This window comes from Streptomyces sp. NPDC045899 (genome assembly GCF_056431485.1).
Genome location: NZ_JBWKKP010000006.1, coordinates 54,698 through 77,795, shown reverse-complemented (window position 1 = coordinate 77,795; position 23,098 = coordinate 54,698). Strand labels below are relative to the sequence as shown.

The 23,098-nt window shown below is 70.7% G+C and carries 22 protein-coding genes and 2 pseudogenes; 5 read left to right on the top strand and 19 right to left on the bottom strand.

Annotation, left to right across the window (positions count from 1 at the left end):
• Positions 1-65: 65 nt before the first annotated feature.
• Both AC07FT_RS11110 and AC07FT_RS11105 read right to left on the bottom strand, forming a co-directional pair.
• A complete protein-coding gene (locus AC07FT_RS11110; protein ID WP_479175808.1) occupies positions 66-575 on the bottom strand; it encodes a DinB family protein in 510 nt (169 codons plus the stop codon).
• A gap of 64 nt (positions 576-639) precedes the next feature.
• A complete protein-coding gene (locus tag AC07FT_RS11105; RefSeq protein ID WP_479175806.1) occupies positions 640-1,548 on the bottom strand; it encodes an aldo/keto reductase in 909 nt (302 codons plus the stop codon).
• 70 nt (positions 1,549-1,618) lie between these two features.
• Between AC07FT_RS11105 and AC07FT_RS11100 the strand changes: the two genes are divergently transcribed.
• Positions 1,619-2,605, top strand: a complete 987-nt coding sequence (locus AC07FT_RS11100; RefSeq protein ID WP_479176200.1) for an ArsR/SmtB family transcription factor — start codon at positions 1,619-1,621, stop codon at positions 2,603-2,605.
• Positions 2,606-2,639: 34 nt separating this feature from the next.
• On the opposite strand, the gene AC07FT_RS11095 is transcribed toward AC07FT_RS11100, so the two are convergent.
• The 8 genes and pseudogenes from AC07FT_RS11095 to AC07FT_RS11060 all read right to left on the bottom strand — a co-directional run.
• Positions 2,640-4,604, bottom strand: coding sequence for an acetoacetate--CoA ligase (locus AC07FT_RS11095; protein ID WP_479175805.1), 1,965 nt, complete (start codon positions 4,602-4,604; stop codon positions 2,640-2,642).
• A 52-nt stretch (positions 4,605-4,656) separates the two neighbouring features.
• Complete coding sequence (mhpA, locus tag AC07FT_RS11090; RefSeq protein WP_479175803.1) at positions 4,657-6,204, bottom strand: bifunctional 3-(3-hydroxy-phenyl)propionate/3-hydroxycinnamic acid hydroxylase MhpA; 1,548 nt, start codon at positions 6,202-6,204, stop codon at positions 4,657-4,659.
• Positions 6,201-7,178 carry a fumarylacetoacetate hydrolase family protein gene (locus tag AC07FT_RS11085; RefSeq protein ID WP_479175801.1) on the bottom strand — a complete coding sequence of 326 codons (978 nt, stop codon included), beginning with the start codon at positions 7,176-7,178 and terminating at the stop codon, positions 6,201-6,203. Before AC07FT_RS11085 ends, mhpA begins: the two co-directional genes overlap by 4 nt.
• Positions 7,175-8,278 (bottom strand): VOC family protein, encoded by a 1,104-nt coding sequence (locus AC07FT_RS11080; RefSeq protein WP_479176198.1) that lies wholly within the window; start codon positions 8,276-8,278, stop codon positions 7,175-7,177. The genes AC07FT_RS11085 and AC07FT_RS11080 overlap by 4 nt, the downstream gene beginning before the upstream one ends.
• A gap of 126 nt (positions 8,279-8,404) precedes the next feature.
• Positions 8,405-8,593: an aromatic-ring hydroxylase C-terminal domain-containing protein gene (locus tag AC07FT_RS11075; RefSeq protein WP_479175799.1), complete on the bottom strand. Its 189-nt coding sequence runs from the start codon at positions 8,591-8,593 to the stop codon at positions 8,405-8,407.
• Between the two features lie 41 nt (positions 8,594-8,634).
• Positions 8,635-8,838 (bottom strand): annotated as a pseudogene (locus AC07FT_RS11070) (FAD-dependent monooxygenase); the annotation flags it as partial.
• Positions 8,835-9,290: an amidohydrolase family protein gene (locus tag AC07FT_RS11065; RefSeq protein ID WP_479175797.1), complete on the bottom strand. Its 456-nt coding sequence runs from the start codon at positions 9,288-9,290 to the stop codon at positions 8,835-8,837. The gene AC07FT_RS11065 and the pseudogene AC07FT_RS11070, both read right to left, overlap by 4 nt.
• 103 nt (positions 9,291-9,393) lie before the next feature.
• Positions 9,394-9,777, bottom strand: a pseudogene (locus AC07FT_RS11060) (amidohydrolase family protein); the annotation flags it as partial.
• 112 nt (positions 9,778-9,889) lie between these two features.
• Here AC07FT_RS11060 and AC07FT_RS11055 point away from each other — a divergent pair.
• The 3 genes from AC07FT_RS11055 (at position 9,890) to AC07FT_RS11045 (ending at position 11,230) form a co-directional block, all read left to right on the top strand.
• Positions 9,890-10,054: a hypothetical protein gene (locus tag AC07FT_RS11055; protein ID WP_479175796.1), complete on the top strand. Its 165-nt coding sequence runs from the start codon at positions 9,890-9,892 to the stop codon at positions 10,052-10,054.
• Positions 10,055-10,091: 37 nt separating this feature from the next.
• The gene (locus AC07FT_RS11050; protein ID WP_479175794.1) at positions 10,092-10,754 is read left to right on the top strand and encodes a TetR/AcrR family transcriptional regulator; all 663 of its coding nucleotides are present in this window, start codon (positions 10,092-10,094) and stop codon (positions 10,752-10,754) included.
• A gap of 107 nt (positions 10,755-10,861) precedes the next feature.
• Positions 10,862-11,230, top strand: a complete 369-nt coding sequence (locus AC07FT_RS11045) for a DoxX family protein (RefSeq protein WP_479175792.1) — start codon at positions 10,862-10,864, stop codon at positions 11,228-11,230.
• A 75-nt stretch (positions 11,231-11,305) separates the two neighbouring features.
• On the opposite strand, the gene AC07FT_RS11040 is transcribed toward AC07FT_RS11045, so the two are convergent.
• The 3 genes from AC07FT_RS11040 to AC07FT_RS11030 all read right to left on the bottom strand — a co-directional run bounded on the left by AC07FT_RS11040 (position 11,306) and on the right by AC07FT_RS11030 (position 15,797).
• The gene (locus AC07FT_RS11040) at positions 11,306-12,172 is read right to left on the bottom strand and encodes an HD domain-containing protein (protein ID WP_479175790.1); all 867 of its coding nucleotides are present in this window, start codon (positions 12,170-12,172) and stop codon (positions 11,306-11,308) included.
• Between the two features lie 293 nt (positions 12,173-12,465).
• Positions 12,466-15,066: a rifamycin-inactivating phosphotransferase gene (gene rph, locus AC07FT_RS11035; protein WP_479175788.1), complete on the bottom strand. Its 2,601-nt coding sequence runs from the start codon at positions 15,064-15,066 to the stop codon at positions 12,466-12,468.
• 413 nt (positions 15,067-15,479) lie between these two features.
• Positions 15,480-15,797, bottom strand: a complete 318-nt coding sequence (locus tag AC07FT_RS11030) for a DUF6204 family protein (RefSeq protein WP_471196932.1) — start codon at positions 15,795-15,797, stop codon at positions 15,480-15,482.
• 369 nt (positions 15,798-16,166) lie between these two features.
• Here AC07FT_RS11030 and AC07FT_RS11025 point away from each other — a divergent pair, with 369 nt between their 5' ends.
• A complete protein-coding gene (locus AC07FT_RS11025) occupies positions 16,167-16,511 on the top strand; it encodes a hypothetical protein (RefSeq protein WP_479175787.1) in 345 nt (114 codons plus the stop codon).
• Between the two features lie 74 nt (positions 16,512-16,585).
• Here AC07FT_RS11025 and AC07FT_RS11020 read toward each other — a convergent pair whose 3' ends face one another.
• The 6 genes from AC07FT_RS11020 to pdxR form a co-directional block, all read right to left on the bottom strand.
• Positions 16,586-17,014 (bottom strand): DUF6003 family protein, encoded by a 429-nt coding sequence (locus AC07FT_RS11020; protein WP_479175786.1) that lies wholly within the window; start codon positions 17,012-17,014, stop codon positions 16,586-16,588.
• Between the two features lie 146 nt (positions 17,015-17,160).
• Positions 17,161-17,805, bottom strand: a complete 645-nt coding sequence (locus tag AC07FT_RS11015) for a response regulator transcription factor (protein WP_471196941.1) — start codon at positions 17,803-17,805, stop codon at positions 17,161-17,163.
• Positions 17,757-19,040 carry a sensor histidine kinase gene (locus tag AC07FT_RS11010; RefSeq protein WP_479175784.1) on the bottom strand — a complete coding sequence of 428 codons (1,284 nt, stop codon included), beginning with the start codon at positions 19,038-19,040 and terminating at the stop codon, positions 17,757-17,759. The genes AC07FT_RS11015 and AC07FT_RS11010 overlap by 49 nt, the downstream gene beginning before the upstream one ends.
• Before the next feature lie 14 nt (positions 19,041-19,054).
• A complete protein-coding gene (locus AC07FT_RS11005) occupies positions 19,055-19,828 on the bottom strand; it encodes a CPBP family intramembrane glutamic endopeptidase (protein WP_479175782.1) in 774 nt (257 codons plus the stop codon).
• 685 nt (positions 19,829-20,513) lie between these two features.
• Positions 20,514-21,413 carry an alpha/beta fold hydrolase gene (locus AC07FT_RS11000; protein WP_479175780.1) on the bottom strand — a complete coding sequence of 300 codons (900 nt, stop codon included), beginning with the start codon at positions 21,411-21,413 and terminating at the stop codon, positions 20,514-20,516.
• 241 nt (positions 21,414-21,654) lie between these two features.
• Positions 21,655-23,058 (bottom strand): MocR-like pyridoxine biosynthesis transcription factor PdxR, encoded by a 1,404-nt coding sequence (gene pdxR / locus AC07FT_RS10995; RefSeq protein ID WP_479175779.1) that lies wholly within the window; start codon positions 23,056-23,058, stop codon positions 21,655-21,657.
• Between the last annotated feature and the right edge of the window lie 40 nt (positions 23,059-23,098).

Sequence of the window (23,098 nt, the reverse complement as noted above, 5' to 3'; positions counted from 1 at the left end):
CTCCGTATGACCACCGCTGCGTGCGGGTAACCGGTCGGGCGGCGGTCGGCGCACGACCGTCTGTCTCAACCGCCCTGGGCCGTGCCGCCGAGGATCTGCTCGCGCAGGATGTCGGCGTGGCCGCAGTGCTGGGCCAGTTCGCGCAAGGTGTGAAGGTAGACCCAGCGCAGCGGCAGCGGGCCGCGGCGGTTCCCCCGCAGGATGTCGTCCAGCGTCAGTGGTGCCGTGGCCTGACGGGACGCCTCGCACGTTTGCTGGTAGGCCCGCTGGACGGTGGCGACCGTGTCGTCGTCTTCGAGGTCGAAGGACTCGTCGGGCGAGCCGGGGATGCCGATGTCGGTACGGGGCCGGCAGGTGATCGCCTCGTCGAACCAGACCTTCTCGACGAAGGTGGCGTGCTTGACCAGGCCGAGCAGGGTGGTCTTGGACGTCACCAGCGACCGGCGTGCCTGTTCTTCGGTCAGCCCGTTCAGACTGTCGTGCAGCGCGGCCCGATGCTCGTCGAGGAATGCCTCGAACTGGTCGCGGAGCGCTGCGTGGAGGACGCCGGGTTCTGCCGACGGGTGGAAGACCATGCCGTAACGATAGGCCGCCCCGCTACCGCCGTGTGATCCCGCCCGAGTGGAGCGCCACCCAGGCTCATATGCCGCCCGAGTGTGCGAAGTTCAGGAGGGTCATGTCCTCCTCGGAGAGGTGCAGTGCGCCGACGGCCACGTTGGCGAGCAGATGGTCCAGGTTGCCCGTCCCCGGGATGCCCAGCACGTGCGGGCCCTGGTGCAGGGTCCACGCCAGCCGTACTTGCGCGGCGCTCACCCCGTGCGCCCGGGCGACGGCGAGCACTTCGGGGCTCTCGGCGCCGCTTGCGCCCGCGTCACGGCCGGCCCCGGCGATCGAGTAGAACGGCACGAACGCGACGCCCTGCTCACCGCAGGCGCGTACGAACGCGTCCTGATCGGGACGTACGCCGATGCCGTACGGGTTCTGCACACAGACCACGGGGGCGATGGCCTGGGCCTCGGCGAGCTGGTCGGGGGTGATGTTGGAAAGTCCCAGGTGGCGGATGAGCCCGGCGTCGCGGAGCCGGGCCAGGGCGTCGAAACGCTCGGCGATCGAGTCGGTTCCCAGGACGCGCAGGTTCACGACGTCGAGGTGGTCCCGACCCAGCTGGCGCAGGTTCTCCTCGACCTGGCCGCGCAGTTGGCCGGGACCGGCGTGGGGCAGCCACTGGCCGGAGAGGTCCCGGCCGGGCCCGACCTTGGTGGTGATCACGAGATCGTCGGGGTACGGGGCCAGAGCACTGTTGATCAGTTCATTGGCCGAGCGCAGGGAGGAGAAGTAGAAGGCGGCGGTGTCGATGTGGTTCACCCCGAGCTCAAGCGCTCGGCGCAGCACACTGATCGCCCGGCCGCGGTCGCCGGGAGCGGCGCCGGGCGCGAACGCCTTCCCGTTCTGCGCCAGGCGCATGGCGCCGAAACCTATTCGGTGTACCGGCAGGTCGCCCAAGGTCCAGGTACCGGAAACGGCCGCGTTGATCGTCTGGGAGGTCATGCCGGGATGATTTCCCTCGGATAGGCTGCCGGGCCATTGATTAAGGCATAGCTGAATCCTGGGGGTGACCATGCAGGCGGAGCTGGCTCTTTCGGTGAGTGATCTGGTGCGGATGCGGTTCGCCGTGTCGCCGATGTGGGAGGTCGGGCCCAGTCTCCGGCTGCTGCACTCCGGCTCCGCTCATCCGGTGCACCGGACCTGGGTGGAGCAGGTGCGGCCACGGCTGGCGGCCGCCGGGCTCGACCGTGGCTGGCTCGCGGAGCTCGTGCCGCCCGCGGGGTACGTTCCGGACTTCCTCAACCCGGCACCCACCCGGCCCGCCCCCACCTTGCCGGAGGAGCTGACCGGGATCGTTGCCACGTCCGCCGCCCGGGTACGCCAGGATCTCGACCGGCTGGGGCAGGAGCAGGGACGTCTCGGTCCCCGGACGCGGAGTCTGTACGCCGACCCGGGGGCCCGGCTGCCGCGGGTCGCGGAGGAGATCGAGCACTACTGGGAACTGGCGCTGGCGCCCTACTGGGCCCGGATGCGGGCGCTGCTCGAGGCCGACATCTTCCACCGGAGCCGGCAAGTCGCCGAGCACGGCGTCGGCCGTCTCTTCAACGCCCTGCATCCGTCGGTGAGCTGGGACGACAATGCGCTGCGGCTGGATCGCCGACGGCGCCCGCTGTCCCGGGAGGCGGCGGGCGCGGGGCTGCTGCTGATTCCCTCGGTCTTCACCGGGCCGAGCCCGTTCACCAGCGTGGCGCCCCCGGAGCCGCCGCAACTGGCTTATCCGGCGCGCGGCACGGGCACGTTGTGGGAATCGCGGCCCGTCCCCCGGGCGGACGCCCTGTCCGCCGTACTCGGCCGCTCCCGGACGTTGCTGCTGACGGAACTGGAAACCCCGGCCTCCACCACCGAACTGGCCCGGCGCACCGGGCTCTCGGCCGCCGGGGTGTCCCAGAACCTCACGGCACTGCGCAACGCGGGGCTGGTCAGCGCCCACCGGGCGGGCCGCTCCGTGCTCTACGCCCGCACGTCCGTGGCCGAATCCGTTCTCGCCGCCACTCGCTGACCGACCACCGCGCCGCCGCCCCGTGTCCGCCCGCTCAGTGGCGGGACCGGTGCCGGCCGGCGCCCAGGCGGGCGTAGTAGTCGATGAGGTCGGGTGCGTCGACGGCGCCGGGGTTGACCACCTCCGCGGCCGGGGCTCCCTGGAGCAGGCGCTTGACCGGGACCTCGAGCTTCTTGCCGGTGCGGGTGTGCGGGATCCCGGGGACCTGGAGGATCTCATCGGGTACGTGGCGCGGCGAGGCGCCGGTGCGGATGGCCGAACGGATCGTCTCGCGCAGCCCGTCGTCCAGGACGGCACCGTCGGCCAGGACCACGAACAGGGGCATCCAGTAGCCGCCGTCGGGTTCCTCCGCCCCGATGACGAGGGCTTCGGTGATCTCCGGGAGGCGTTCGACCACATCGTGGATGTCGGCGCTGCCCAGGCGGACGCCGTTGCGGTTGAGGGTGGAGTCGGAGCGCCCGTGCACGATGACCGAACCGTGGGAGGTGAGGGTGATCCAGTCGCCGTGCCGCCAGATCCCGGGGTAGGTGGTGAAGTAGGCGGCGTGGTAGCGGCTGCCGTCGGGGTCGTTCCAGAAGGACACCGGCATGGACGGCATGGGGCGGGTGACCACCAGCTCGCCGACCTGGTCGACGACCGGGCGGCCGTCGGCGTCGTACGCGGCCAGGGCCACGCCGAGGCTCGGGGCGGAGAGCTCTCCCGCCCATACCGGGGTCGTGGAGGCGCTGCCCGCGAAGCCCGCGACGACGTCCGTACCACCGCTGCCGGATGCCACCCTCACATGGCCGCCCACATGGTCGCGGACCCAGGGGTATGCGGAGGCCGGAAGGGCGGAGCCGGTGCAGCCGATGGCCCGGACGGACGACAGGTCGTGGACGGACGGTGTGATGCCCAACTTGGCCATGGCGAGCAGGTATTGGGGGCTGGTGCCGAAAAGGGTGACGCGGTGCCGGGCGGCCAGTTCCCACAGCAGGTCCGGGTGTCCGGGTGGTACGGGGCTGCCGTCGTAGGTGCAGGCGGTGGCACCGGTGAGGAGCGTGGAGACCACCATGTTCCACATCATCCAGTGGGTGGTGGTGTACCAGAGCAGACGGTCGCCCGGTCCGAGGCCGGAGTGCAGGCCCAGGGTCTTGAGGTGTTCGAGCAGGACGCCTCCGTGTCCGTGGACCATACCCTTGGGCAGACCGGTGGTGCCGGAGGAGAAGACGATCCAGAGCGGATGGTCGAACGGCACCGGGACACACCGCAGTGGCTCGGAGCGGCCCGCCGCCTCCGCCCAGTCGACGGAATGCCCGGGACGGTCGGTCGGCCAGGGCAGGCCGACCCGGTCCACCAGGATCGTGGCCTTGAGCGTGGGCAGGGCGCGGCTCAGGCCGAGGGCCGCCTCGCGCCGGTCGTGGGTGGTGCCGTTGAAGAGGTAGCCGTCGGCGGCGATGAGCACCGTGGGTTCGAGCTGGGCGAAGCGGTCGGCGGCGGCCTGGGGTGCGTAGTCCTGGCCGCAGACCGACCAGACCGCGCCGAGACTGGCGGTGGCGAGGAAGGCGACGATGGCGTGCGGGGTGTTGGGCAGGTAGCCGACGACCCGGTCGCCGCGGCCGACGCCGAGTTCGCGCAGTGTGGCGGCGGTCGAGGCGACTTGGGCGCGCAGGCTCTCCCCCGTCACCTCGTAGCTCGCGCCGGTTTCGTCGAGCGCGACGATCGCGGGCGCGTCCGGGTCCAGGTGGCGCAGGGCGTGCTGGGTGTAGTTGAGGGTGGCGCCGGTGAACCATCGCGCTCCCGGCATCTTCTCCTCGGCGAGTATCCGCTCGTACGGGGTGGCCGCCTCGATGGCGAAGTGGTCCCAGACAGCTCCCCAGAATCCCTCGAGGTCGGTGACGGACCAGTGGTGCAGGGCGGTGTAGTCGGTGGCGTCCAGACCGACACCGCGGGCGAACTCCGCGATGCGGCTGGTCGCCATCTCGTCCGGGTCGGGTGTCCAGAAGGGTTCGGGCGTGGGCATGGCCGTGTGCTCCTCGTCGAGGCGGATGAGACGGTGAGGCGAGTGCGGCGGGTCAGGGGACGGACGCGGGGTCGGGGGCCAGCAACGGCGCCCAGACCGCGGTGCCGGTGAAGTGTGCGGCACCTGGTGGGACGGTGTCGAGTACGACCCGGTCGGGGCGCAGGAGTACGGCGTCGGCCCGGCCCGCACGGAGCCATGCGGCGAGGGCCCCCTCGACGGCCATGACCCGTGCGCCGAGCGCTTTGGCGACGGCCCGTACGGACGGTGCCGGAGGCCGCGCGCTCAGGAGGGCGAAGCCGTCACCGAGGACGTCGTCGAGACGGCCACGCCCGCCACCTGCCGTGATCCACGGCTGCGGACAGAGTGTGCCCGCGAGACCGCGTCCGGGCCGTGTGCGGCACACCAGGGGGCCTGCGGTCAGGGGTGGGGCGTGGTGGGCGGCGACCATCGCGGTCACGCCCGGGACGCGGCAGACGGCGCCCAGGGCCGTGCGGCGTACGATGGCGGCCCGGCCGCGGCCGCCCGTCATCGCCCAACCCGTCGCCACCGCGAGCCGGATCATATGCCGTGCGTGGGGCGCCCGTTCGCCCTGATAGGTGTCCAACAGGCTCTCACTGGCGCCCTGCTGGAGGACGAGCGCGAGCTTCCAGGCCAGGTTGTGGGCATCGCGCAGCCCCGCGCACAGGCCCTGTCCGATGAACGGCGGGGTCTGGTGAGCCGCGTCGCCGAGCAGGAGGACACGGCCGCGGCGCCACCGTTCGGCGAGCCGGGCCCGGAAGGTGTACGACGTCTGCCGGAGCACCTCGAAACCCTGGAAGTCGGCCGGCACATCCACCCACGGCGCCACGAGTTCACGCAGCCGGGCACGACCGGGCTCCGGCGCGTCCTCGGCCAGCCGGAACTCCCAGCGGTAGCGGTCCGCGCCGATGCGCATGAAGGTGGCGGGCCGCACCGGGTCGCACACCTGGTCCACACCTTCCCAGGTCCGTACGGGGAGTTCGGTGCGCACATCGAGGACGGCCCAGCGTTCCTCGAAGCGCAGGTCCTCCATACCGGCACCGATCGCCTCACGGACGAGGCTGCCCGCGCCGTCGCAGCCGAGGACCGCGTCGGCCCACAGGTGTTCCTCGCCGTCCTCGCCTCCCGTACGGCGGAAGGTCACGCGGACCGGCCCCTCCCCCTCCTGGTGGACTCCGGTCACCTCCGTTCCGCTGCGCAGTTCGCACGCGGGGTGTCCGGCCAACGCCACACGCAGCAGCCGTTCGAGCTCGGGCTGGTCGTACAGGGTGGTCTGCGGGAAGCCGTGGTATCCGTGCGGGTCGTCGCGCCGGACCTCGGCCATGACCCGGTGCCGGGCGTCCACGAGCCGCAGGCCGTTGGCGGGGCGGGCGACCGCGGCGAACTCCTCGTGGATGCCCACGGCCTGGAGGATCCGGCGGGTTTCGTCGTCCATGGCCACGGCGCGCGGCAGCGGGTACGGATCGGTGTGACGTTCCAGGACGACGGTGCGGACTCCGCGCCTGGCGAGGAGGAGTGCGGCCGTGACGCCCACCGGGCCCGCGCCGACGATCACCACGGGCACGCGGGACACGGTGGTCACCCCGCTTCGCCGACCGCGGTGCGCTGCTCACCGAGGTCGATGTGTCGGTCGGGCGTGGCGATACTGGCCTTGACGAGATCGCCCGCCCGGAGGTAACGCGGGTTCCCCGCCTGGTTCTTGAAGAACATTCTCCACTTCACGGCGGGCGGCAGCAGCGCCGCGATCTTCTCGACCGCTTTGGGTGGGGCGGTCAGCGCCGTACCCCCGGGGGTTCCGGTGAGCAGCAGGTCACCGGGGTCGAGCCGCTGGAAGCGGGAGAGCAGGGTCAGCGCCTGCGCGGGGCGGACGATCATGTCGGTGAGCGTGCGGTCCTGGCGCGGCTCACCGTTGACGGACAGCCTCAGCCTGAGGTTCGGCAGGTGGTCGAAGTCCTCCGGGCCGACGAGGGAGAGGTGGGGTCCGGTGGGTGTGAAGGTGGGGTACGACTTGCTCTCGTAGAACTGCCCCTTGGTCAACTGGACATCGCGGGCGCTGACGTCGTTGGTGACGACGAGCCCCGCGACGTACGAGGGCAGATCCCGTTCGGTGACGGTGGTCCCCACCGGCAGGTGTGCGCCGATGACGAGGCCGAGTTCCACCTCGTAGTCGAGGAACCGGACGTGCGGGGGCCGCAGAATGGTCTCGCCGGGGCCACTGACCGAGCCGGACGCCTTGCGGAAGAAGGTGGGAGGGACCTTGTCGGTGAAGCCCGAATCCCGTGCGTGGCTTCGGTAGTTGACCATCTGGGCGATGACCCGGCACGGGGTGGTGACCGGGGCCAGCGTCGCCAGGTCCGCCACGGGTGTGCCGGGTGCGTCGGAGGCGGCCGCCTCGTCCACGGCAGCGCGGTCGGCGAGCAGTTCGGCGGTGGTGACCGCCTTGGTGTCGATCCGGACGGCATGACCGGACGGTGTCTCCCCGGGGCGGCCGGGAGCGGAACCGGGTGGACGTACCGCCCACCAGCCGTCAGCGGTACGCAGGACGTTGGTGCTCATGAGTTCATCGCCTTCATCAGGCCCACCAGGCGGGCGGGATCGAGTTCGTTGTCGCCGCGCAGGGCCGTGAGCACCTCGCGGAGCTTGGCCGGTGACGGACGGGTACCGAGGAAGTCGCGGGTGACCGGCGGTCCCCACTGGGCGAGGCCACTGCCCGACAGGGCCGCCCAGCCCGGTTCGACATCGTGGGAGAACAGGTCGCCGTCGGCGAAGTGCTCCAGCATCAAGCGGTCGGGGTCGCGCCAGTAGTCGAAGAGCTGGCTGCCCTGGATATGTCTGCCGATGCCCCAACTGCGCTGGTAGCCGCGCTCGGCCAGGTACTCGCCCCCCGCGGCGATCGCGTCGAGGTCGGTGACCTGGTAGGCGGAGTGGACATAGCCGGTCCCGGGGCCCAGGTGCATGGCCAGGGTGTGGTGGTCGACGGCCACGCCGCCCTGGTCGCAGCGGATGAACGCCATGGTCGGGCCACGGTCACGCTGTCCGTCCAGGAAGAGGAAATCGCTGACGATCATGCCGAGCGTGTCCAGATACCAGTCCAGGGCCCGGGTGAACGCTCGGGTCTCCAGGACCACATGGCCCAGCCGCTGGATCCGGGACGGTTCGCGGGGCGGGCGCTGCGTGGCGTTCGTCCGCGGCTGACGCGTCCCGAAGTTCAGGATGAGCGGCTGCTGCTCGGGGAGCGCGGGAAGCTCCTGGGCGCAGTGCACGACGCGGACGGGGAAGCCGGAGGGGTCGAGGAGGTCGACCGCCTCGCCGCCGCCGGGCGCCCCCGCGTCCCGGAGGGCTCGCACGTCACGGCCGGTGACCCGGGCCAGACGCACCAGGTCGGACCGTTCGGCGGCCCGGAACACCGGGCCGATGAACCGGGAGGCGGTGCCTTTGCGGATCACCGTGCAGGGCGTGCCCGCCCGGGTGCCGCGCAGCCACAGCTCCCGGTCGGTGCGGGCGGCGATCGTGAACCCGAAGTCGCGGGCGAAGACCTCGGCCCGGTCCAGATCGGGCTTCTCGAACTCCAGCCAGGCCAGGGCCGCCACCTTGATGACGGGGTTGCGGGCCCGGCCGGGATGTTCGCCGCGGAGCGCCCCCCGCTCACTGTGCAGTCCGCGGTGCGGATCCTTCCCGGACGGAGCCCGGTCATGGGCGGCGGGCCCACGGGGCAGGTCCCGCCCGCCATCCGGGGCGTGCTCGCGGTCGTCGTGGATCACGGCCGTACTCCTCACAGGGTGCTAACGGGCGAGCAGATGGTGCAGAGCCGGCTTCAGCGCGGCGTACGGGTCGTCCTCGGCGCCGGGCGAGCGCCAGGCGACGACTCGGTCGGGCCGTATGAGCACCGCGCCGTCGGCGCCGTGCCCTCGCAGCCGGGTCCAGGTCGAACGCGGATCGCGGCAGTCACCGTCGAGGTGGCCGATACGCACGGCGTCGAGGGGCGTGCCGAGGGCCGCGGCGGACAGCCTGCCGCGTAGAGGGTTTCGCCGAGGCCGAGTTCGCGCAGCGTTTCCGTGGTGCGCTGGTTGAGCAGATGGGCCTTGGGCAGGATCGAGGTCCCGGGCCAGGCACTGACCAGCAGACTTTCCACGCCGAGCGTACTGAGCAGCATGGGCGCGGTCAGTCCGGCGCCGTCTCCGCCGACGATCAGGACGGGCACATCGGCGTCGGTCATGGCTGCTCCTCGGCGAGTCGCGGGAAGAGGACGCGGGCGTCGCCGTGGTCGATCCGGTCCTGGTCGGCCGCGGGCAGGGCGTCGTGGTCGTCGAGGAGAGCGGTGAAGTAGCTGACGGCGGGGTCGGGGGCGAAGGGCCAGTCGCTGCCGTAGAGCACATGGCCGGGCCGGGCGAAGGCCAGCAGGCTGGGCAGGGCGGTGGGACTGCTGGTCAGGGCGGTGTCGAAGATGAACGAGGACAGGTCCGTGAGGAGGGCGGCCGGGTCACGGCCGGTCTGGCCGGACAGGGCGACGGCGATGCGGTGGGCGGCGTACGGAAGGAAGCCCCCGCCGTGCGCCAGGATGATCCTCAGGTTCGGGTAGCGGCGGGGCACGTCGTGCAGGACGAGGTTCATCGCCGCCCGCGTGGTGTCCAGAAGGAAGTCGGCGGCGAACGGCGGAATCCCGGGCATGGGTGGCGCGGGCAATTCGGTGGGGTGGACGTGCACGACGGCGGCCCCGCTCGTCGAGCAGCGCCATCAGGGGCTCGTACAGCGGGTCGCCCAGATAGGTACCGGCGGCGTTGGCCAGCAATGCCACTCCGTCGGCGGCCAGTTCACCGAGTGCGTACTCCGCCTCCGCCATCGCTCCGTCCAGGTCGGGCAGCGGCAGGGTGGCGAAGAAACCGAACCGGTCCGGATGGTCCGCGACGCGGGCCGCGGCGTAGTCGTTGACCTGCCGTGCGATGGCCCGGGCCTCCTGGTCGTCGCCCAGGTGCACACCGGGTGCGGACAGCGAGAGCACCGCCGCCCCGATCCGCTGGGTGTCCATCAGCGCCAGGGCCCGTTCCGGACTCCATTCGGGCAGCTCACGGCCACCGGCCTGGTGGATGCCGTGTCCGCGCAGCCATCGCGTGTAGGGCGGCGGCAGGAGGTGGTGATGTACGTCGATACGACTCATCTGCGGGCTCTCCTTGCTGCGCGGCCAAGACGCGCCGTCCAAGGCGGTGGGCAGGGTGCAGGGTGCGACGAGGAGCGGAGGACTGAGGTGGACTTCGAGGGAGAAGGGCGAGGTGGACGAACGCGAGCGCACCGAGCAGGAGCGCTCCCCGCTGGTCCCGGCGGACTCGGCCGGCAGCCCGCCCGACCTGCCCTCTCATCCCCGGGGCCTCTGCAATTCGATGAAATCATCACTGTTGATGGAGCACTATGTCAACACACCATCAATGTTGATGTGATCGTCAGATACGCGGCACGCTCCAGTACTCTGACCTCATGCCTGATGAGCCGCCGACCCAGAGCCGGGGCACACGCTCCGGCAACCGCTTCGACCGCCGCCGGGCGCGGACCCGCGCCGCGCTGATCGGTGCGGCGCGCGCCTATCTGGCGGAGGGCACGGCCACCGAGCCGAGCATCCAGGAGATCGCGGATCGCGCGGATGTCGGGTTCGGCTCCTTCTACAACCACTTCGAGAGCAAGAGCGCGCTCTTCGAGGCGGCGGTGATGGACGCGCTGGAGGAGTACGGGCAGCTGATCGACGCCGTTACCGGTGGCCTCGAGGATCCGGCGGAGATCTTCACGGCCAGCGTGCGGATGACCCTGCGGATGATCGAGACCCATCCGCAGCTGGCGCAGGTACTACGGCGGCGTGGCCTCGAGCAGCTGCACGCCGACACCGGCCTGGCGCCCCGGGCCCTGCGGGATATCGAGAAGGGGATGGCCACCGGACGCTTCTCCGTGGAGGACCCCCGCATCGCACTGTCCGCGATCGGCGGCTCACTCCTCGGACTGCTCCAGCTGGAATCCGTCCGGCCCGACATCTCGGGCCCCGACGTCGCCGAGCAACTGGCCGCACTGATCCTGCGCATGCTCGGCCTGCCGCCCGACGAGGCCCGGGAAGTGGCACGACGCCCACTGCCCCTGGCACCGCGCGACTGAGTCGCATCGCCACGATGTGCGTCGCCACGGACGTGGCACGAGTCATGTCACGTTCTGGGGCAGCCGGCTCGTCCAAGAGACGAGCAACAGCTGTCGTTCTCGCACAGATGGAGACTTTCGTGTTCGCCACCTACCTCGTGGTCACCCTCCTCACCGTGGCCGTCAACGGCCTCGCCGCCACCGCCAACTTCATCGGCCATGAATACCCCAAGAGCCAGGCGGACAAGTTGCGCGTGCCTCGGTCCTGGATGCGCCCGCTGGGCACCCTGCTGGCGGCGGGTGCGCTGGGACTGCTGGCCGGGTTCGCCGTGCCGGTGCTGGGCACGGTCGCCGCCGCGGGCCTCGTGCTGTACTTCCTGGGCGCGCTGTACGCCCATCTGCGGGTCGGTGACCACCAGTTGGGCCCCTGGGCCGTGTTCTTCTGTCTGCCGGTGGCCGCCCTGGCCGTGGGCCTGGCCCACCACGGCATCTGGTGAGCCGTGGCGTGGTCCCGTCGTGACGCGTCGCTCGGTTGCCGCGCCGTGCGGCAACCGACCTGTTGACGCCGGAACTCAGCTCCACCAGACGTGGAAGTCGGTGGACAGCGACCTCAGCGCGCCCAATTCAGCCGCCAGCTCGGGCGCGGAGACCTCGATCGGCTGCTCCCTCACCAGCGGCGCGGAGCTGTAGATCTTGCGCAGCGAGAAATCCCAACCGGAACGGTCCCCGGGGGCGTGTCCGGCCACGACCCTCAACCGGTGCAGCTCGTACCGGATCATGGCGCTCTCCGCCCGCGTGGCGGCGCAGGAGTCGAACGCGGACCACAGCTGCGGATCAGTCATCCGGGCGAGCTGGTCAGGGGTGAGGGTCGTGGTGTCGAGCAGTCGGCGGGCCAGGCGCCGGACCACCGAGACCGGACCCACGTTGTCCCATGAGGTGTGCAGCCGGGCTTCCGCGCAGATGAGACCGACCAGTGATGCGGCGGTCTCACGGTCCGCCGACACCGCGGAGTCCTTGAGTGCGAGTCGGCCCAGCATGACCGCTGGATCGGTATCGAGATTCAGCAGGCCGGAGCGATGGGTGAGTGGAGAAGGGGACTGCCCGCCGAGCGCGGCGACGACGGCCCCGGTGTGGATCCCGTACTTCTCCAGCACGGAACGGATCGGATCGGTCCCCAGCAGCTGCAAACCGATGGCGTGATGGTTGAGGTCGGCGATGCCTTCGAAGGTGTGACTCAAGGGCAGGTGGCCGATGTCATGCAACAGCGCCGCGACCCGCAGCAGTTCGTCCTCCGGCCGGAAGTGCGCGACCAGCGCGAGGACACCGAGGGTGTGCTCCAGCCTGGAGTACGACTGCAAGGTGCTGATCGTCGAGGCTCCCGCGTGCGCGACGAAGTGCAGACGCCGTAGCGGTCCGGTACGCAGCAGGTCGGCTTCCACGGGGTTCAGGCGTACGGAAATCCGCCATAGCGGGTCGGTGAACACCCCGGACAGACCTACGACGTTGGTCGGAACAGGCCGTGCCGTGTGTTCCCCGGAGCTCCGCGGCGAGCTCTGATCGAATTGGCTGTCCACCGGGTCACTCCAGAGCGTTGGGCGATGGCTGGATCGCGGATGAGACGGCGAAGTGCCTCTGCGCCGCGACGACAGGGCGCACCGCGGGTCCTGTACGTGGTGGCGGAGAGGCACTTCCCAAGTGGCGAACGGTTACGTGTCGGTGTGGTCGGCCACGGTCACGGCAGGATCTCGATGTACCCGTCGGTTCCGTGCACACGGATCCGCTGCCCGTCCCGGATCAGCCGGGTGGCCTGCTCCACACCCACCACGGCCGGCAAGCCGTACTCCCGGGCGATCACCGCCCCATGGGTCATCAGGCCACCCACCTCGGTCACCAGGCCGGCGATTCCGACGAACAACGGCGACCAGCTGGGGTCCGTGAAGGTCGTGACCAGGATGTCGCCCGCCTCGAGATCGGCCTCCGCCAGGTCGAGGATGACGCGGGCCCGTCCCTCGACGGTGCCGGTGGAGACCGGCAGGCCGACCAGGGCCCCGGCCGGTACGTCGTCGCGCCGGTACGCCCCGGTGAGGGCCTCGCCGTCCGAGGTGAGTACCCGGGGCGGTGTGAGCGCGTGGTACGACCGGAACGCTTCCTTGCGCTGCTGGATGAGCCCGCCGTCCACCTGGTGTGAGCGCACGGCGTCGTGGAACTCCTGGAACGTGAGGTAGAAGACGTCCTCCCGCTCAGCAACCACGTCGGCCCGCACGAGGCGCTCGGCCTCCTCCATCAGGGCCCGCTTGTAGACGAAGTAGCGGCTGACGATGCCGTACTTCGGGTACTCCCGGTACCCGATGAAGGTTCGCACCCGGTCGATCATCCGCTTGGTCTCATCGGCCTTCCGGTCCCCGTCCGGCAGGGCCCGCAAGCGTCGCAGCACCTCCTGCTCCTTCTTCAGTGCCTTCTGCCGCCCTTGTTCGAAGCGCCGCTCGGCGGCGCCCGGCTCGAAGTTCCTGACGTTGTCGAGGATCACGGGCACGAGGGTGGCGGGGCTCTCGCGCCAGCGCGGCCTCGTGATGTCGATCTCGCCGACGCAGCGCATGCCGTAGCGGGCGAGGTAGTCCTCGATGGCGTCGCGCGCTTCGGCCCCTCCCGGAAGTTTCGCCAGGTCGTCCAGGAAGCCGTCGTCCTCGACTCCCCGCAGGAAGGCGACCAGCTCCGGATGCGGGCGGATCACGTCCGCGACATCGAGCAGCGCCAGTCCCATCTCCGAGGTGACGTTGTCGGGGGCGGACAGCGTGAGCGTGTCAGCCGCGTTCTTCTCGCCCAGCCACTCCTGCAACGTGTCGTTGAGCCACCACGTGGCCTCCATCCCCGCCATGATCGCCTGCATGCTCAGCGGATCACCGAGGACGCGCTTGTGCTCCTCGAAGGCCTCCATGAGGAAGTCGAACAGCGCCGGTCCGCTCTTCGTCCGGATCTCGCGCTCCAGAGCGGCGATGGACACCCGGCTGCGCTCGATCAGCTCGGTGACGACGGCCGGATCGGTCTCGATCGGGGCGGGCGCGACGCCGGCCGATGGCCCGCCGGGGCTCACGTCCGGGAGCGAGGGGACGAAATCGTCACGGTCGAGAACCGTCTCCAGCGCGTCCCTGATCAGCGGATCGCCTCTCCCCATGAGGTCCAGGAGGCCGGCGCGGCCGGCGGGCGAGGCCAGGCGCCGGGTGACGTCGACGAACAGCCGCCCACCGGCCTCGTGCATCGGCACCATGGCCGTCAGCTGCCACATGGAGAACCCCAGCGGCTTCATGGCGTCGGTCATCATCTGCCCATGGCCGACGGAGACGTAGACGTGGTTCTCCTGGTCGCCGATCTCGGGGATGGGGAACAGCGTCGTGATCGGCCGGCTCTGAACGATCTGGAAGCCGTCGTCGGCCAGGCACCATTCGATGTCCTGCGGGCGGCCGAAGTGCGCTTCGATCCGCCGTCCGAGCTCTACGAGTTGCACGACCTGCGCATCCGTGAGAGACGGCTGCTCCTGCCGCCACGCGTCGATCGCCACTTCCTGCGTACCGCCGGTCGGCAGGGCGTGAACGGCACGCTGCTTGGCGGCGATCGCCTTCGCGACGACTTCGCCGTGTCGCACCGTGAAGACATCGGGGTTCACCAGCCCCGAGACCAGGGCCTCGCCGAGACCGAAGCCGGCGTCCACGGTGGCCACCTTCCGGTTGCCGGTGACGGGGTCGGCCGTGAACAGGATGCCGGAGGCCTGCGGGAAGACCATCTGCTGCACGACCACGGCCATCTGGACCGTACGGTGGTCGATGCCGTTCCGCCGGCGGTACGTCACGGCCCGCTCGGTGAACAGCGAGGCCCAGCACCGGCTGATGTGCTGGAGGATAGCCGCCTCCCCCACGACGTTCAGGTACGTGTCCTGCTGGCCGGCGAAGGAGGCCGTCGGCAGGTCCTCCGCCGTCGCGCTGGAACGCACGGCATAGGCGGCCTGCTCGCCGGCCTGAGCGAGCGCGCCGGTGATCGCCGCGGCCAGATCACCCGGGATGGTGATCCCTTCGATGGTCCGGCGGATCTGCGCGCTGAGCGTGCGGATCGCCTCCCGGTCGTCCGGGTCCACACGCGACAGCTGGTCGAGCCGGTCCTTGATCGACGGCGCCGCTTCCGCCATGACCCGCCGGAAGGCGTCCGTCGTCACACAGAAGCCGGCCGGCACCCGGATGCCATCGATGCGCGACAGCCGGCCCAGATGCGCGCCCTTGCCACCGACGACCGGGGCCTGCGCCTCGCCAGCCTTCTGAAGATCACACACGTACTGCTCGATCATCGCGATGCCTCCGAGGCAGTCGTGTTCCCTTGCACTGCACTGGCCGGTCGCACCACCGGCGCCACCAGCTCCGTCGAACCTCTTGTCAGGCCCGTCCCCGTCGCCGTCATACATCGACAACACACGCCCGTCGTGCCCCCCAATTCCGCAGGTTGTGGCTTCGGCCGACGATTTTGCGGCACCCCCCGGGCCTTGCCGCAAGCCCCCCAGTGCGCTATAAATTAAGACAGGCAAGGAGAGGACTCTCCTTGCCTTTGCTGTGTGCCGGCCGCTGAATCCGGCAATCCCTGCTCACGAAGAGGCGGCGCGCCCGTTACCGGCACGGCCCGAGCGTCACGCCGAGCCGAAGAACGGAAAGCCCCGTCCCTGGCTCCCGGCGGGCGACCCTGTTCACGAAAGTGCGGCGCGTGACCCTATCCAGCCTCGATACCGGTGATGGCCGCCTCACCCATGGGAGCCGTCCGCTGGGTACGCCCGGCGTCGAGGAGAGCGCTTGACGCGATCTGCCGCGCGTTTCGTTCGGCCTCGTTGCTGTTGTCCGCCTCGACTTCGAGACGGACGGTGAAGGTCGAGTTCTCGGTGTCGACCGTCAGCACATCGAGCTCGGCCGCCGGCTCGAAATCGGTACGGCTGGGGTCGGCGGGCCGCAGGCCCTTCATGAGCGTGGCGCGCTCCTGCTCGGTCAGCGGTGTGGTGAACGTGCCGGGGAGGGTGACGACGAAGGTGGTCATACGGCCAACTGTAGTGCGCGAACACCGTCTCCCGTCCGCTGTTCCGCCGGTCTCACCATCGGCTCCATGACGCGCTCCGCGGGTCGGGCGCGCCGATCCGCGACGCACTTCATGACCATCCGTCACCGGCCGGCATATTCCCGCGAACTCACGTCAGGCTGAATCAGCAGAACGAGCGAATACCTCACATCACGTTCGCCTCGCGAATCCATAAGGCTGCCGACCATTCGCGGGGACCCTTGGCCCGGCCGGGCCATGGGGCTCCGTAGCGCTGGATGGGTGAACGGTACAGAACCCCCGAATCCTCCGCTGACGATCTTCGTTGTGAAGACGTCCCCGAATTCACGGACAAACATACGGAGGTTTCCAGTGGACATCGGCAAGAAGGTCTTCCTCGGCGCCGCCGCCGGCGCTCTGATCATCGGCAGTGCGGCCAGCGCCTCGGCCTACGGCAACAGCGGCGTGCCCACCAGGGCCAGCCACTGTGACACGACCGTGGGCGACGTCGCCACGGTCGGTGCGGTGGCGCCGACCGGCGATGTGAACATCGGCTCCGAATGTGTCAGCACCGGCTCCGCCGATCTGCAGGCCAACCAGTGCGACACCACGACCGGTGTGATCGCCCCGGTCGGGGGAGCGGCTCCGGTGGGTGACATCAACATCGGTTCCAAGTGCGCCAACCTCGCCGGTGACGGTGGCCTGCTCCACCACTGACCAGCGCCTTTGAGTGGGCGGCCCTGGAACCCACGGTTCCAGGGCCGCTGCAGCGTTATGTGACCGGCCGAGGGCTATGAGCGCTCGGCGATCTCCCCCACCATCTGGGTGTCGAGACCGGTCAGTTCCGCGATCCGGTGCACCGGCAGGCCGGTGGCCAGCGCCTGGTGAACGAGCCGGTCACGGTCCTCCGCGGTGTGCCGGAAGTCCTTCAGCCGGGTCTCGACAGCGGCGATCGCGTCCGTGGCACACGCCTGACGAACGGTCTCGGTCTCTTCCGGGGTGAGCGGCAGCGGCAGGCGCTCCGCCTGTTCGGGAATCGAGGCCTCCGCCTCGGGCGGCAGGATGCGCACGTGGCTCGAATTCGATGTCATGTCATGGGCCTGGAGCCAGGCCCGCACCGCGGGTGTGTCCAGGCACTCCAGTCGGCCCACCGCGGCCAGCGGGGCTCCCAGCCGCGGACGGGCATCGGGAATCAGGACGAGGTAGGCGTCATCAGCCACGTCGAGTACGTCGCTCTCACATCAGTCAACCGGTCAGGACAGGGCGATCCTAGCCGCGCGGAACCCCGCCGCTCCTCCCCCGCCACTCGGCTCCTCACGGGTTCCGGCCACGCCTCGGGCTTCCTGGCCGCAGCCGTATGGAGGGTTCATCCCTTCAGGTACGCGAGCACCGCCAGCACCCGCCGGTTGTCTTCCGGTGACTGATCGATCCGCAGTTTCCCGAAGACCGACGCGATGTGTTTGGCCACCGCGCTCTCGCTGATGTGCAGGGTCTGGGCGATGGCGGTGTTGGAACGGCCCTCGGCCATCAGCCCCAGGACCTGGTGTTCGCGGGGGGTCAGGGAGTCGGTGCGGCCCCGCTTCTCGCTGCGGGTGAGCAGCTTGGCGATGACCTGGGGATCCATCACCGTGCCGCCCGCGGCGACCGTGCGCAGGGCGTCGATGAACTGTGCCGTGTGGGTGACGCGGTCCTTGAGCAGATAGCCCACGGCGCCCTCGCCGGAGGCGAGGAGTTCATGGGCGTAGAGCTGGTCGACGTACTGGGAGAGGATCAGGACGGGGAGTCCGGGGCGGTGGCGGCGGGCCTCGAGGGCCGCTTTGAGCCCCTCGTCCGTGTGCGTGGGCGGCAGCCGGATGTCGATCACGGCGACGTCCAGGTCGGTCTGTGCGAGGGCCTTCACCAGCGCGGGCCCGTTGTCGACCGAGGCGATGACCTCGCAGCCGTGTTCCCGCAGGGTACGCGTCAGGCCGTCTCGGAGGAGGAAGAGGTCTTCGGCGAGGACGACGCGCACGGGATCTCCAGGGTCACGATGGTCGGTCCGCCCGGCGGACTGTGCAGGGCGAGTGTGCCGTCGAAAGTATCCAACCGGCGCCGGACACCGTGCAGACCGGTACCGGCCGACAGGTCCGCCCCGCCGTGGCCGTCGTCCGTCACGTTCACCCGCAGCCGGCGCCCGTCGTGGGAGAGGACGATGTCGACGCGGGTCGCCGCCGCGTGTTTGGCCGCGTTGGTGAGGACTTCGGACACCGCGAAATAGGCCGCAGATTCGACGGGGGCGGGCAGTCGCGCCGGGGGCAGGTCCACGGACACGTCCACGTCCAGATGGCTGTCCAGAGCCAGCGAGCGGACCGCGTCGGCCAGCCCGCGGTCCGCCAGGATCGGGGGGTGGATCCCGTGGACCAGGTCGCGCAGATCCTGCAACGCACGCTCGGAGGCGGCACGGACGTCGAGGAGCAGGGCGTGTGCGGTGCGCGGATCGGTGTCCAGCAGCCCCGTGGCCTCGTCCAGGGTGAGCCCCAGGGAGACCAGACGGGCCTGCGCGCCGTCGTGCAAGTCCCGTTCGATCCGGGTGAGTTCTGCGGCGTGGACGTCCAGGGCGGTGGAACGTGTGGCGGCCAGCCGGGCCACCCGGCGGGTCAGTTCGGTGTTGCGCGGGGCGGACAGCAGGCGGTGTGTGAGACGGGCGTGCAGCGCCGTCGCGACCGGTGCCAGGCACAGCCCCGCCACCAGGAGGGCGAGTCCGAGGAGCAGGGCGGTGACCATGGTGGCCGGCGTCGTGACGGGTACGAAGGCGTACCAGTTGCCGTCGCCCAGCCGACGCCATACGAAGGGCTGGACCAGCGCACCGAACAGCCCGTACTCGGCCAGCGCGAGCGGGACCGCCGCGAGTACTCCGCCCGTCCACGGCTCCAGCCAGGCCCAGCGCAGGTCGTGCCAGAAGCCGTCGTCCGCGAGGATCGCGGCACTCCCGCGCCGGGCCGTGGTGTCCGTGTCGTGCGGGAGGGGGTCGGGAGGGCTCAGGGGCCGGCCGGACCAGCGGGCCGCGCGGTCCCGGTACCGGTCGGTTACGCGGCGCAGCAGCCGGGCGGCCGGAGGCAGGGCCCAGAAGCCGACGCCGAGCGGTATGAGCAGCAACGCCCCGCCGACCAGCATCCCGGCGCCGATCACCGCGAGACCGTTCAGCCCGAGCAGTTGACAGCGCCCGAGGGCGACCCATCGCTCGCGCCGGAAACGCACCGCCGTCATGACCCCCGCCCCGTTCACCCCGCCATCGCCGTGATCGTAACCGCCGTGGTCCGCCGTGCGCGCCACACCCAGGGCACCGCCGCCGCCGTGCACGCCAGGCCGAACAGCACCATCGGTGCCGCCCTGCCCGTCTCCTCGTCCATGAAGCAGAGCATGCCCAGGTTGACCAAGGCGTGGAAGGTGCCCGCGCAGAGCAGGCGGAGGAGTCCCCGTGCCTGGTCCAGAGCCAGGCCCAGGACCACGGACATCGCGGTCGTGGCCAGCAGGAACCCCGCCGCGTAGGCCGGGCTGCCCGCCAGCGCCTGGACGTGCCACAGGCCCCACAGCACCCCGACCGCCGCCGACGCGGTGAGCGGGCCGAAGCGGGTGCGCAGCAGCGGCTGCAGGAAGCAGCGCCAGCCGATCTCCTCACCGCACGCCCCGACCAGTTGGGCGAGAACGATGAGGAGGAAGGGGTGCTGGAGGGTGAGCGGGTTGGTGGCATGGGCCGCGCCGCTGAGGAGGGCGTACGCGCCGGCCGACAGGAAGATGATCAAGGGGGCGGTGGCGAGCAACGGCAACCCCGGGGCCGCCCCTCCCCCGGCGGATCCGGAAATGAGCCCGCGGGCCCGGGACGGCCACACCAGTGCCACCACGGCCACTGCCAGTGCCGGACCGAACTGGGTCAGCTGAACGACCTGAGTGGGAATGCCGGTGGCCGGCTGCACGGCTGCCAGCACCCCGGCCGCCACGAACGCGACCGTCCCGTAAACCCCTGCCAGTGCTTTCCACCGCTGTCTCGTCTGCATGCCCAAGACGATGCCGGGCGGCCGTTGAGTACGGACTGCAGCTGGTTGCCCGATCACCCTGTACCCAGCACCACCCCCGGCGGCGGGTCCGCCACCGACACCAGCTGGTCGGGCAACGCGCTGATCACCGAACGGCCAGGATGACCGAGGGGCATACAACTGCGCACGGAATCAGAGGGGTTGGATGAAGGAGCACCATATGTTCCTGCCTGACCCTCCTGGCCCGGAAGTTACCGGCGAAGTCTCACCACAGCCCACGAAGCCCGGGCCGCGGATCGACAGCCGCACCGTGAGAACACTGCTGCTATGGCTGATGATGCTGGCGTGAGTCGCCTGGGTGGTCGTCGTCGCCGTGGGCTTCCTTCAGCTCGACCATGACCTTGAGCATCCGACGCCCGAGAACGGCTTCTCCGACTGCAGTGCTCCGGGCCGCCCCGCACCTGCCGCCCCTGAAGCCGAGTGGACGGGTGGGGGGCGTACGCCTGCCAGGCCGTCCGGTGGCGACGGCGTCCGCTCGGGGCAGCTCAGGCACTCCGTGGACCGGCAGTGCTCGGCCGCGAGAACTCCACCCCACTCCTCCACCCATGGGTCCAGGCGCTTTCGCGCTGGTCACCGCATGTTTGGGTACATGACTCAATGGCTTCCTGCCCGATTTCCCTGCCGATGCCGGTGGGCGCGCGGTCCGCTAGACCGTGCCGGTGAAGTCGGCCATCACCCCACGCCACCGCTCGACGACGGCGGCGTTCGGCAGAGCGTGCCCGTAGCCTCCGAGGAACAGGCTCTGCGCTCCGGGGATGGTCTCGGCCAGTGCCCGGCCGTGCTCGACGGGGACGATCGGGTCATCGACCCCGTGGATGACCAGGGTCGGCACATCGAGCGTGCGCAGGCGGGGTGCGAGGTCACCCATGGCGGCCGTGGCGGTGAGGACCGGCCCGCTGGGGTCGGGGCGCATCGGGTCGATCGCGCGGTCGAACTCCCGGGTCAGGGTGCGACGGCACTCCCCCAGGTCGTATTCGGTGGTCCCGGCCACGAAGGCGTACATCCGGAAGCGGGCTTCGATGAACGCCTCGCGGGTGGTGGGTGGCGTGGCCGCCAACTCGGCGTACAAGGAAGCAAGTTGCTCCAGGAATCGCGGGTGCGGTGGCGGGGAGAAGAACAGGGGCTCGCCGGTCAGGGCGGAGGGGTTCGCGGCGAGCGCCGAGCTGGTGGAGACCAGGGTCAGCGAGGACACCCGGGAACGGTGGTCCAGGGCCATCAGCTGGGCGACCAGGCCGCCCATGGAGAGACCGACGACATGCGCGGCGTCCACGCCGTAGGCGTCCAGCACCGCGACGGCGTCACGGGCCAGGTCATGGCAGTCGTAGGGGTTCTTCCCGAGGTCCACCAGACTGGACTTGCCCGTGTTGCGGTGGTCGTAGCGGATGACGTGCCGGCCGTCGGCCGCCAGTCCGTGGCACAGGCTGTCCGGCCATCCGATGGCCTGGGCGTTCCCTCCGGTGATCAGCAAAACGGCGGGGGCGGCGGGGTCGCCGAAGTCCTCGGTCCACAGTTTCAGCTCACCGGCATCGACGATCTTCTCGGACATGCGATCCTCGCGTTCCTCGCGTGGGCGGAGTGGTCGGTGACGGCCGGGCGGAACCCTGACCCGGGCTCCAGGGCCATGCGTCTCAGCACACTGGTGAAGGTCTCCATGGTCGGGGTGATCCACGGGGCGACCGGTGAGCACTCACTACTCACCTTCCGCCGGGCGACCGTGACCGCCCCGGGGCTCCGGGCCGCCGGATCTCCTCCCCCCTGCCGCCGGAAGGACCCGCGGTGGCACCCGCTCAGCCGGTGAGGAGGTTGCCGACGGCCGCGATCCCGTCGGTGATGGCGCGTTCGCCGACGTCTCCGAAGCCGAGGACGAGTTGCGCGGGAGTGACCGCGTGCGAGGCGCGGCAGGCGCTCATGCCGTACAGCCCGATGCCGCGGGCGCGGGCGGCTGTGACGACGTGGTCTTCGTCAGCACCGGCAGGCAGGTGTGCGACGGCGTGGAAGCCGGCGGCGAGCCCGGTGAGCGGCAGTCCGGGGGCGTGTTCGGCGAGGGCGGCGAGCAGGGTGGTGCGACGGGCCGCGTAGGTGGTGCGCATCCGGCGCAGATGGCGGTCGAAGCGTCCGGACTCGATCAGCCTGGCCAGGGCGAGCTGGTCGAGTGTGGGTGTACCGCGGTCGCTGCGGTGCTTCTGCTCGGTGATCGGTCCGGTGAGTTCTTGCGGGCAGACCATCCAGCCGATGCGCAGGGCGGGGACGAGGGACTTGCTGACGGTGCCGAGCGATATGACACGGTCCGGGGCCAGGCCCTGGAGCGCGCCGACGGGGTCGCGGTCGTACCGGAACTCGGCGTCGTAATCGTCCTCCAGGATGATCGCGTCATGGTCCCTGGCCCATGCGAGCAGGGCCAGTCGGCGCTCGGGGGCGAGGGCGACCCCTGTCGGCCACTGGTGCGCGGGGGTCACCACGACGGCACGGGCGTCGGTGGCGGCGAGCGCCCGGAGGTCGATTCCGCCCTCGTCCACCGGCACGGGAACCGCCCGCAGGCCCGCCGCGGCGGTGGCCGCGCCGACCGTGGCGGGTGAGCCGGGGTCCTCGAAGGCCACGGTGTGCACACCGCCGGCCGCGAGGACCCGTAGCGCCAGGCCGAGGCCCTGGGCGTAGCCGTTGCAGACGATGATGTGGTCGGGGTCGGCCGCGGCGGCGCGCACCCGGCGCAGATACCCGGCCAGGACCTCACGCAGCACCACGCTGCCGCGCGGGTCGCCGTAGTCCAACGCGGCCGTCGGCATGGCACGTGCCGCCTCGCGGAGGGCCCGGAGCCAGTCCTGGACGGGGAAGGACGCCAAGTCCGGTACGCCCCACCGGAAGTCGGCCACCAGTCGCGAAGCGGCGGTCCGCGGCGGAGAGACGCGGGGCGGGGCCGTGGCGCCCGCCGCCACGCGGGTCGCGGATCCCGGACGGGTGACCAGGTAGCCCTCGGCCTGGAGTTGGGCGAAACACTCCTGCACCAGACCCCGGGACAGGCCGAGCGTGCGCGCGAGTTCCCGGGACGACGGCAGCCGTTCACCGACCCGCAGACGGCCGGAGCGGATCGCGTCACGCAGTCCGTGCTCCAGCTGCGCGCGCAGCGGCCGACCACAGGACCGGTCGACGGTCAGCAACAGGTCGGGCGGGGAACTGGACCATTCCGGCGGCATGGAAGTGGACCTTATCGGCGATCCGGTCGGGCGCTTAGCG

What these genes read in the sequence shown, in the direction of transcription:
- AC07FT_RS11005 (WP_479175782.1), bottom strand. Translation starts at nt 19,828, where the DNA reads ATGCAGACGAGACAGCGGTGGAAAGCACTGGCAGGGGTTTACGGGACG.
- AC07FT_RS11085 (WP_479175801.1), bottom strand. Translation starts at nt 7,178, where the DNA reads ATGAGCACCAACGTCCTGCGTACCGCTGACGGCTGGTGGGCGGTACGT.
- AC07FT_RS11050 (WP_479175794.1), top strand. Translation starts at nt 10,092, where the DNA reads ATGCCTGATGAGCCGCCGACCCAGAGCCGGGGCACACGCTCCGGCAAC.
- AC07FT_RS11030 (WP_471196932.1), bottom strand. Translation starts at nt 15,797, where the DNA reads ATGACCACCTTCGTCGTCACCCTCCCCGGCACGTTCACCACACCGCTG.
- AC07FT_RS11010 (WP_479175784.1), bottom strand. Translation starts at nt 19,040, where the DNA reads ATGACGGCGGTGCGTTTCCGGCGCGAGCGATGGGTCGCCCTCGGGCGC.
- AC07FT_RS11095 (WP_479175805.1), bottom strand. Translation starts at nt 4,604, where the DNA reads ATGCCCACGCCCGAACCCTTCTGGACACCCGACCCGGACGAGATGGCG.
- AC07FT_RS11110 (WP_479175808.1), bottom strand. Translation starts at nt 575, where the DNA reads ATGGTCTTCCACCCGTCGGCAGAACCCGGCGTCCTCCACGCAGCGCTC.
- AC07FT_RS11045 (WP_479175792.1), top strand. Translation starts at nt 10,862, where the DNA reads ATGGAGACTTTCGTGTTCGCCACCTACCTCGTGGTCACCCTCCTCACC.
- rph (WP_479175788.1), bottom strand. Translation starts at nt 15,066, where the DNA reads ATGATCGAGCAGTACGTGTGTGATCTTCAGAAGGCTGGCGAGGCGCAG.
- AC07FT_RS11000 (WP_479175780.1), bottom strand. Translation starts at nt 21,413, where the DNA reads ATGTCCGAGAAGATCGTCGATGCCGGTGAGCTGAAACTGTGGACCGAG.
- pdxR (WP_479175779.1), bottom strand. Translation starts at nt 23,058, where the DNA reads ATGCCGCCGGAATGGTCCAGTTCCCCGCCCGACCTGTTGCTGACCGTC.
- AC07FT_RS11105 (WP_479175806.1), bottom strand. Translation starts at nt 1,548, where the DNA reads ATGACCTCCCAGACGATCAACGCGGCCGTTTCCGGTACCTGGACCTTG.
- AC07FT_RS11065 (WP_479175797.1), bottom strand. Translation starts at nt 9,290, where the DNA reads ATGCCCGGGATTCCGCCGTTCGCCGCCGACTTCCTTCTGGACACCACG.
- AC07FT_RS11100 (WP_479176200.1), top strand. Translation starts at nt 1,619, where the DNA reads ATGCAGGCGGAGCTGGCTCTTTCGGTGAGTGATCTGGTGCGGATGCGG.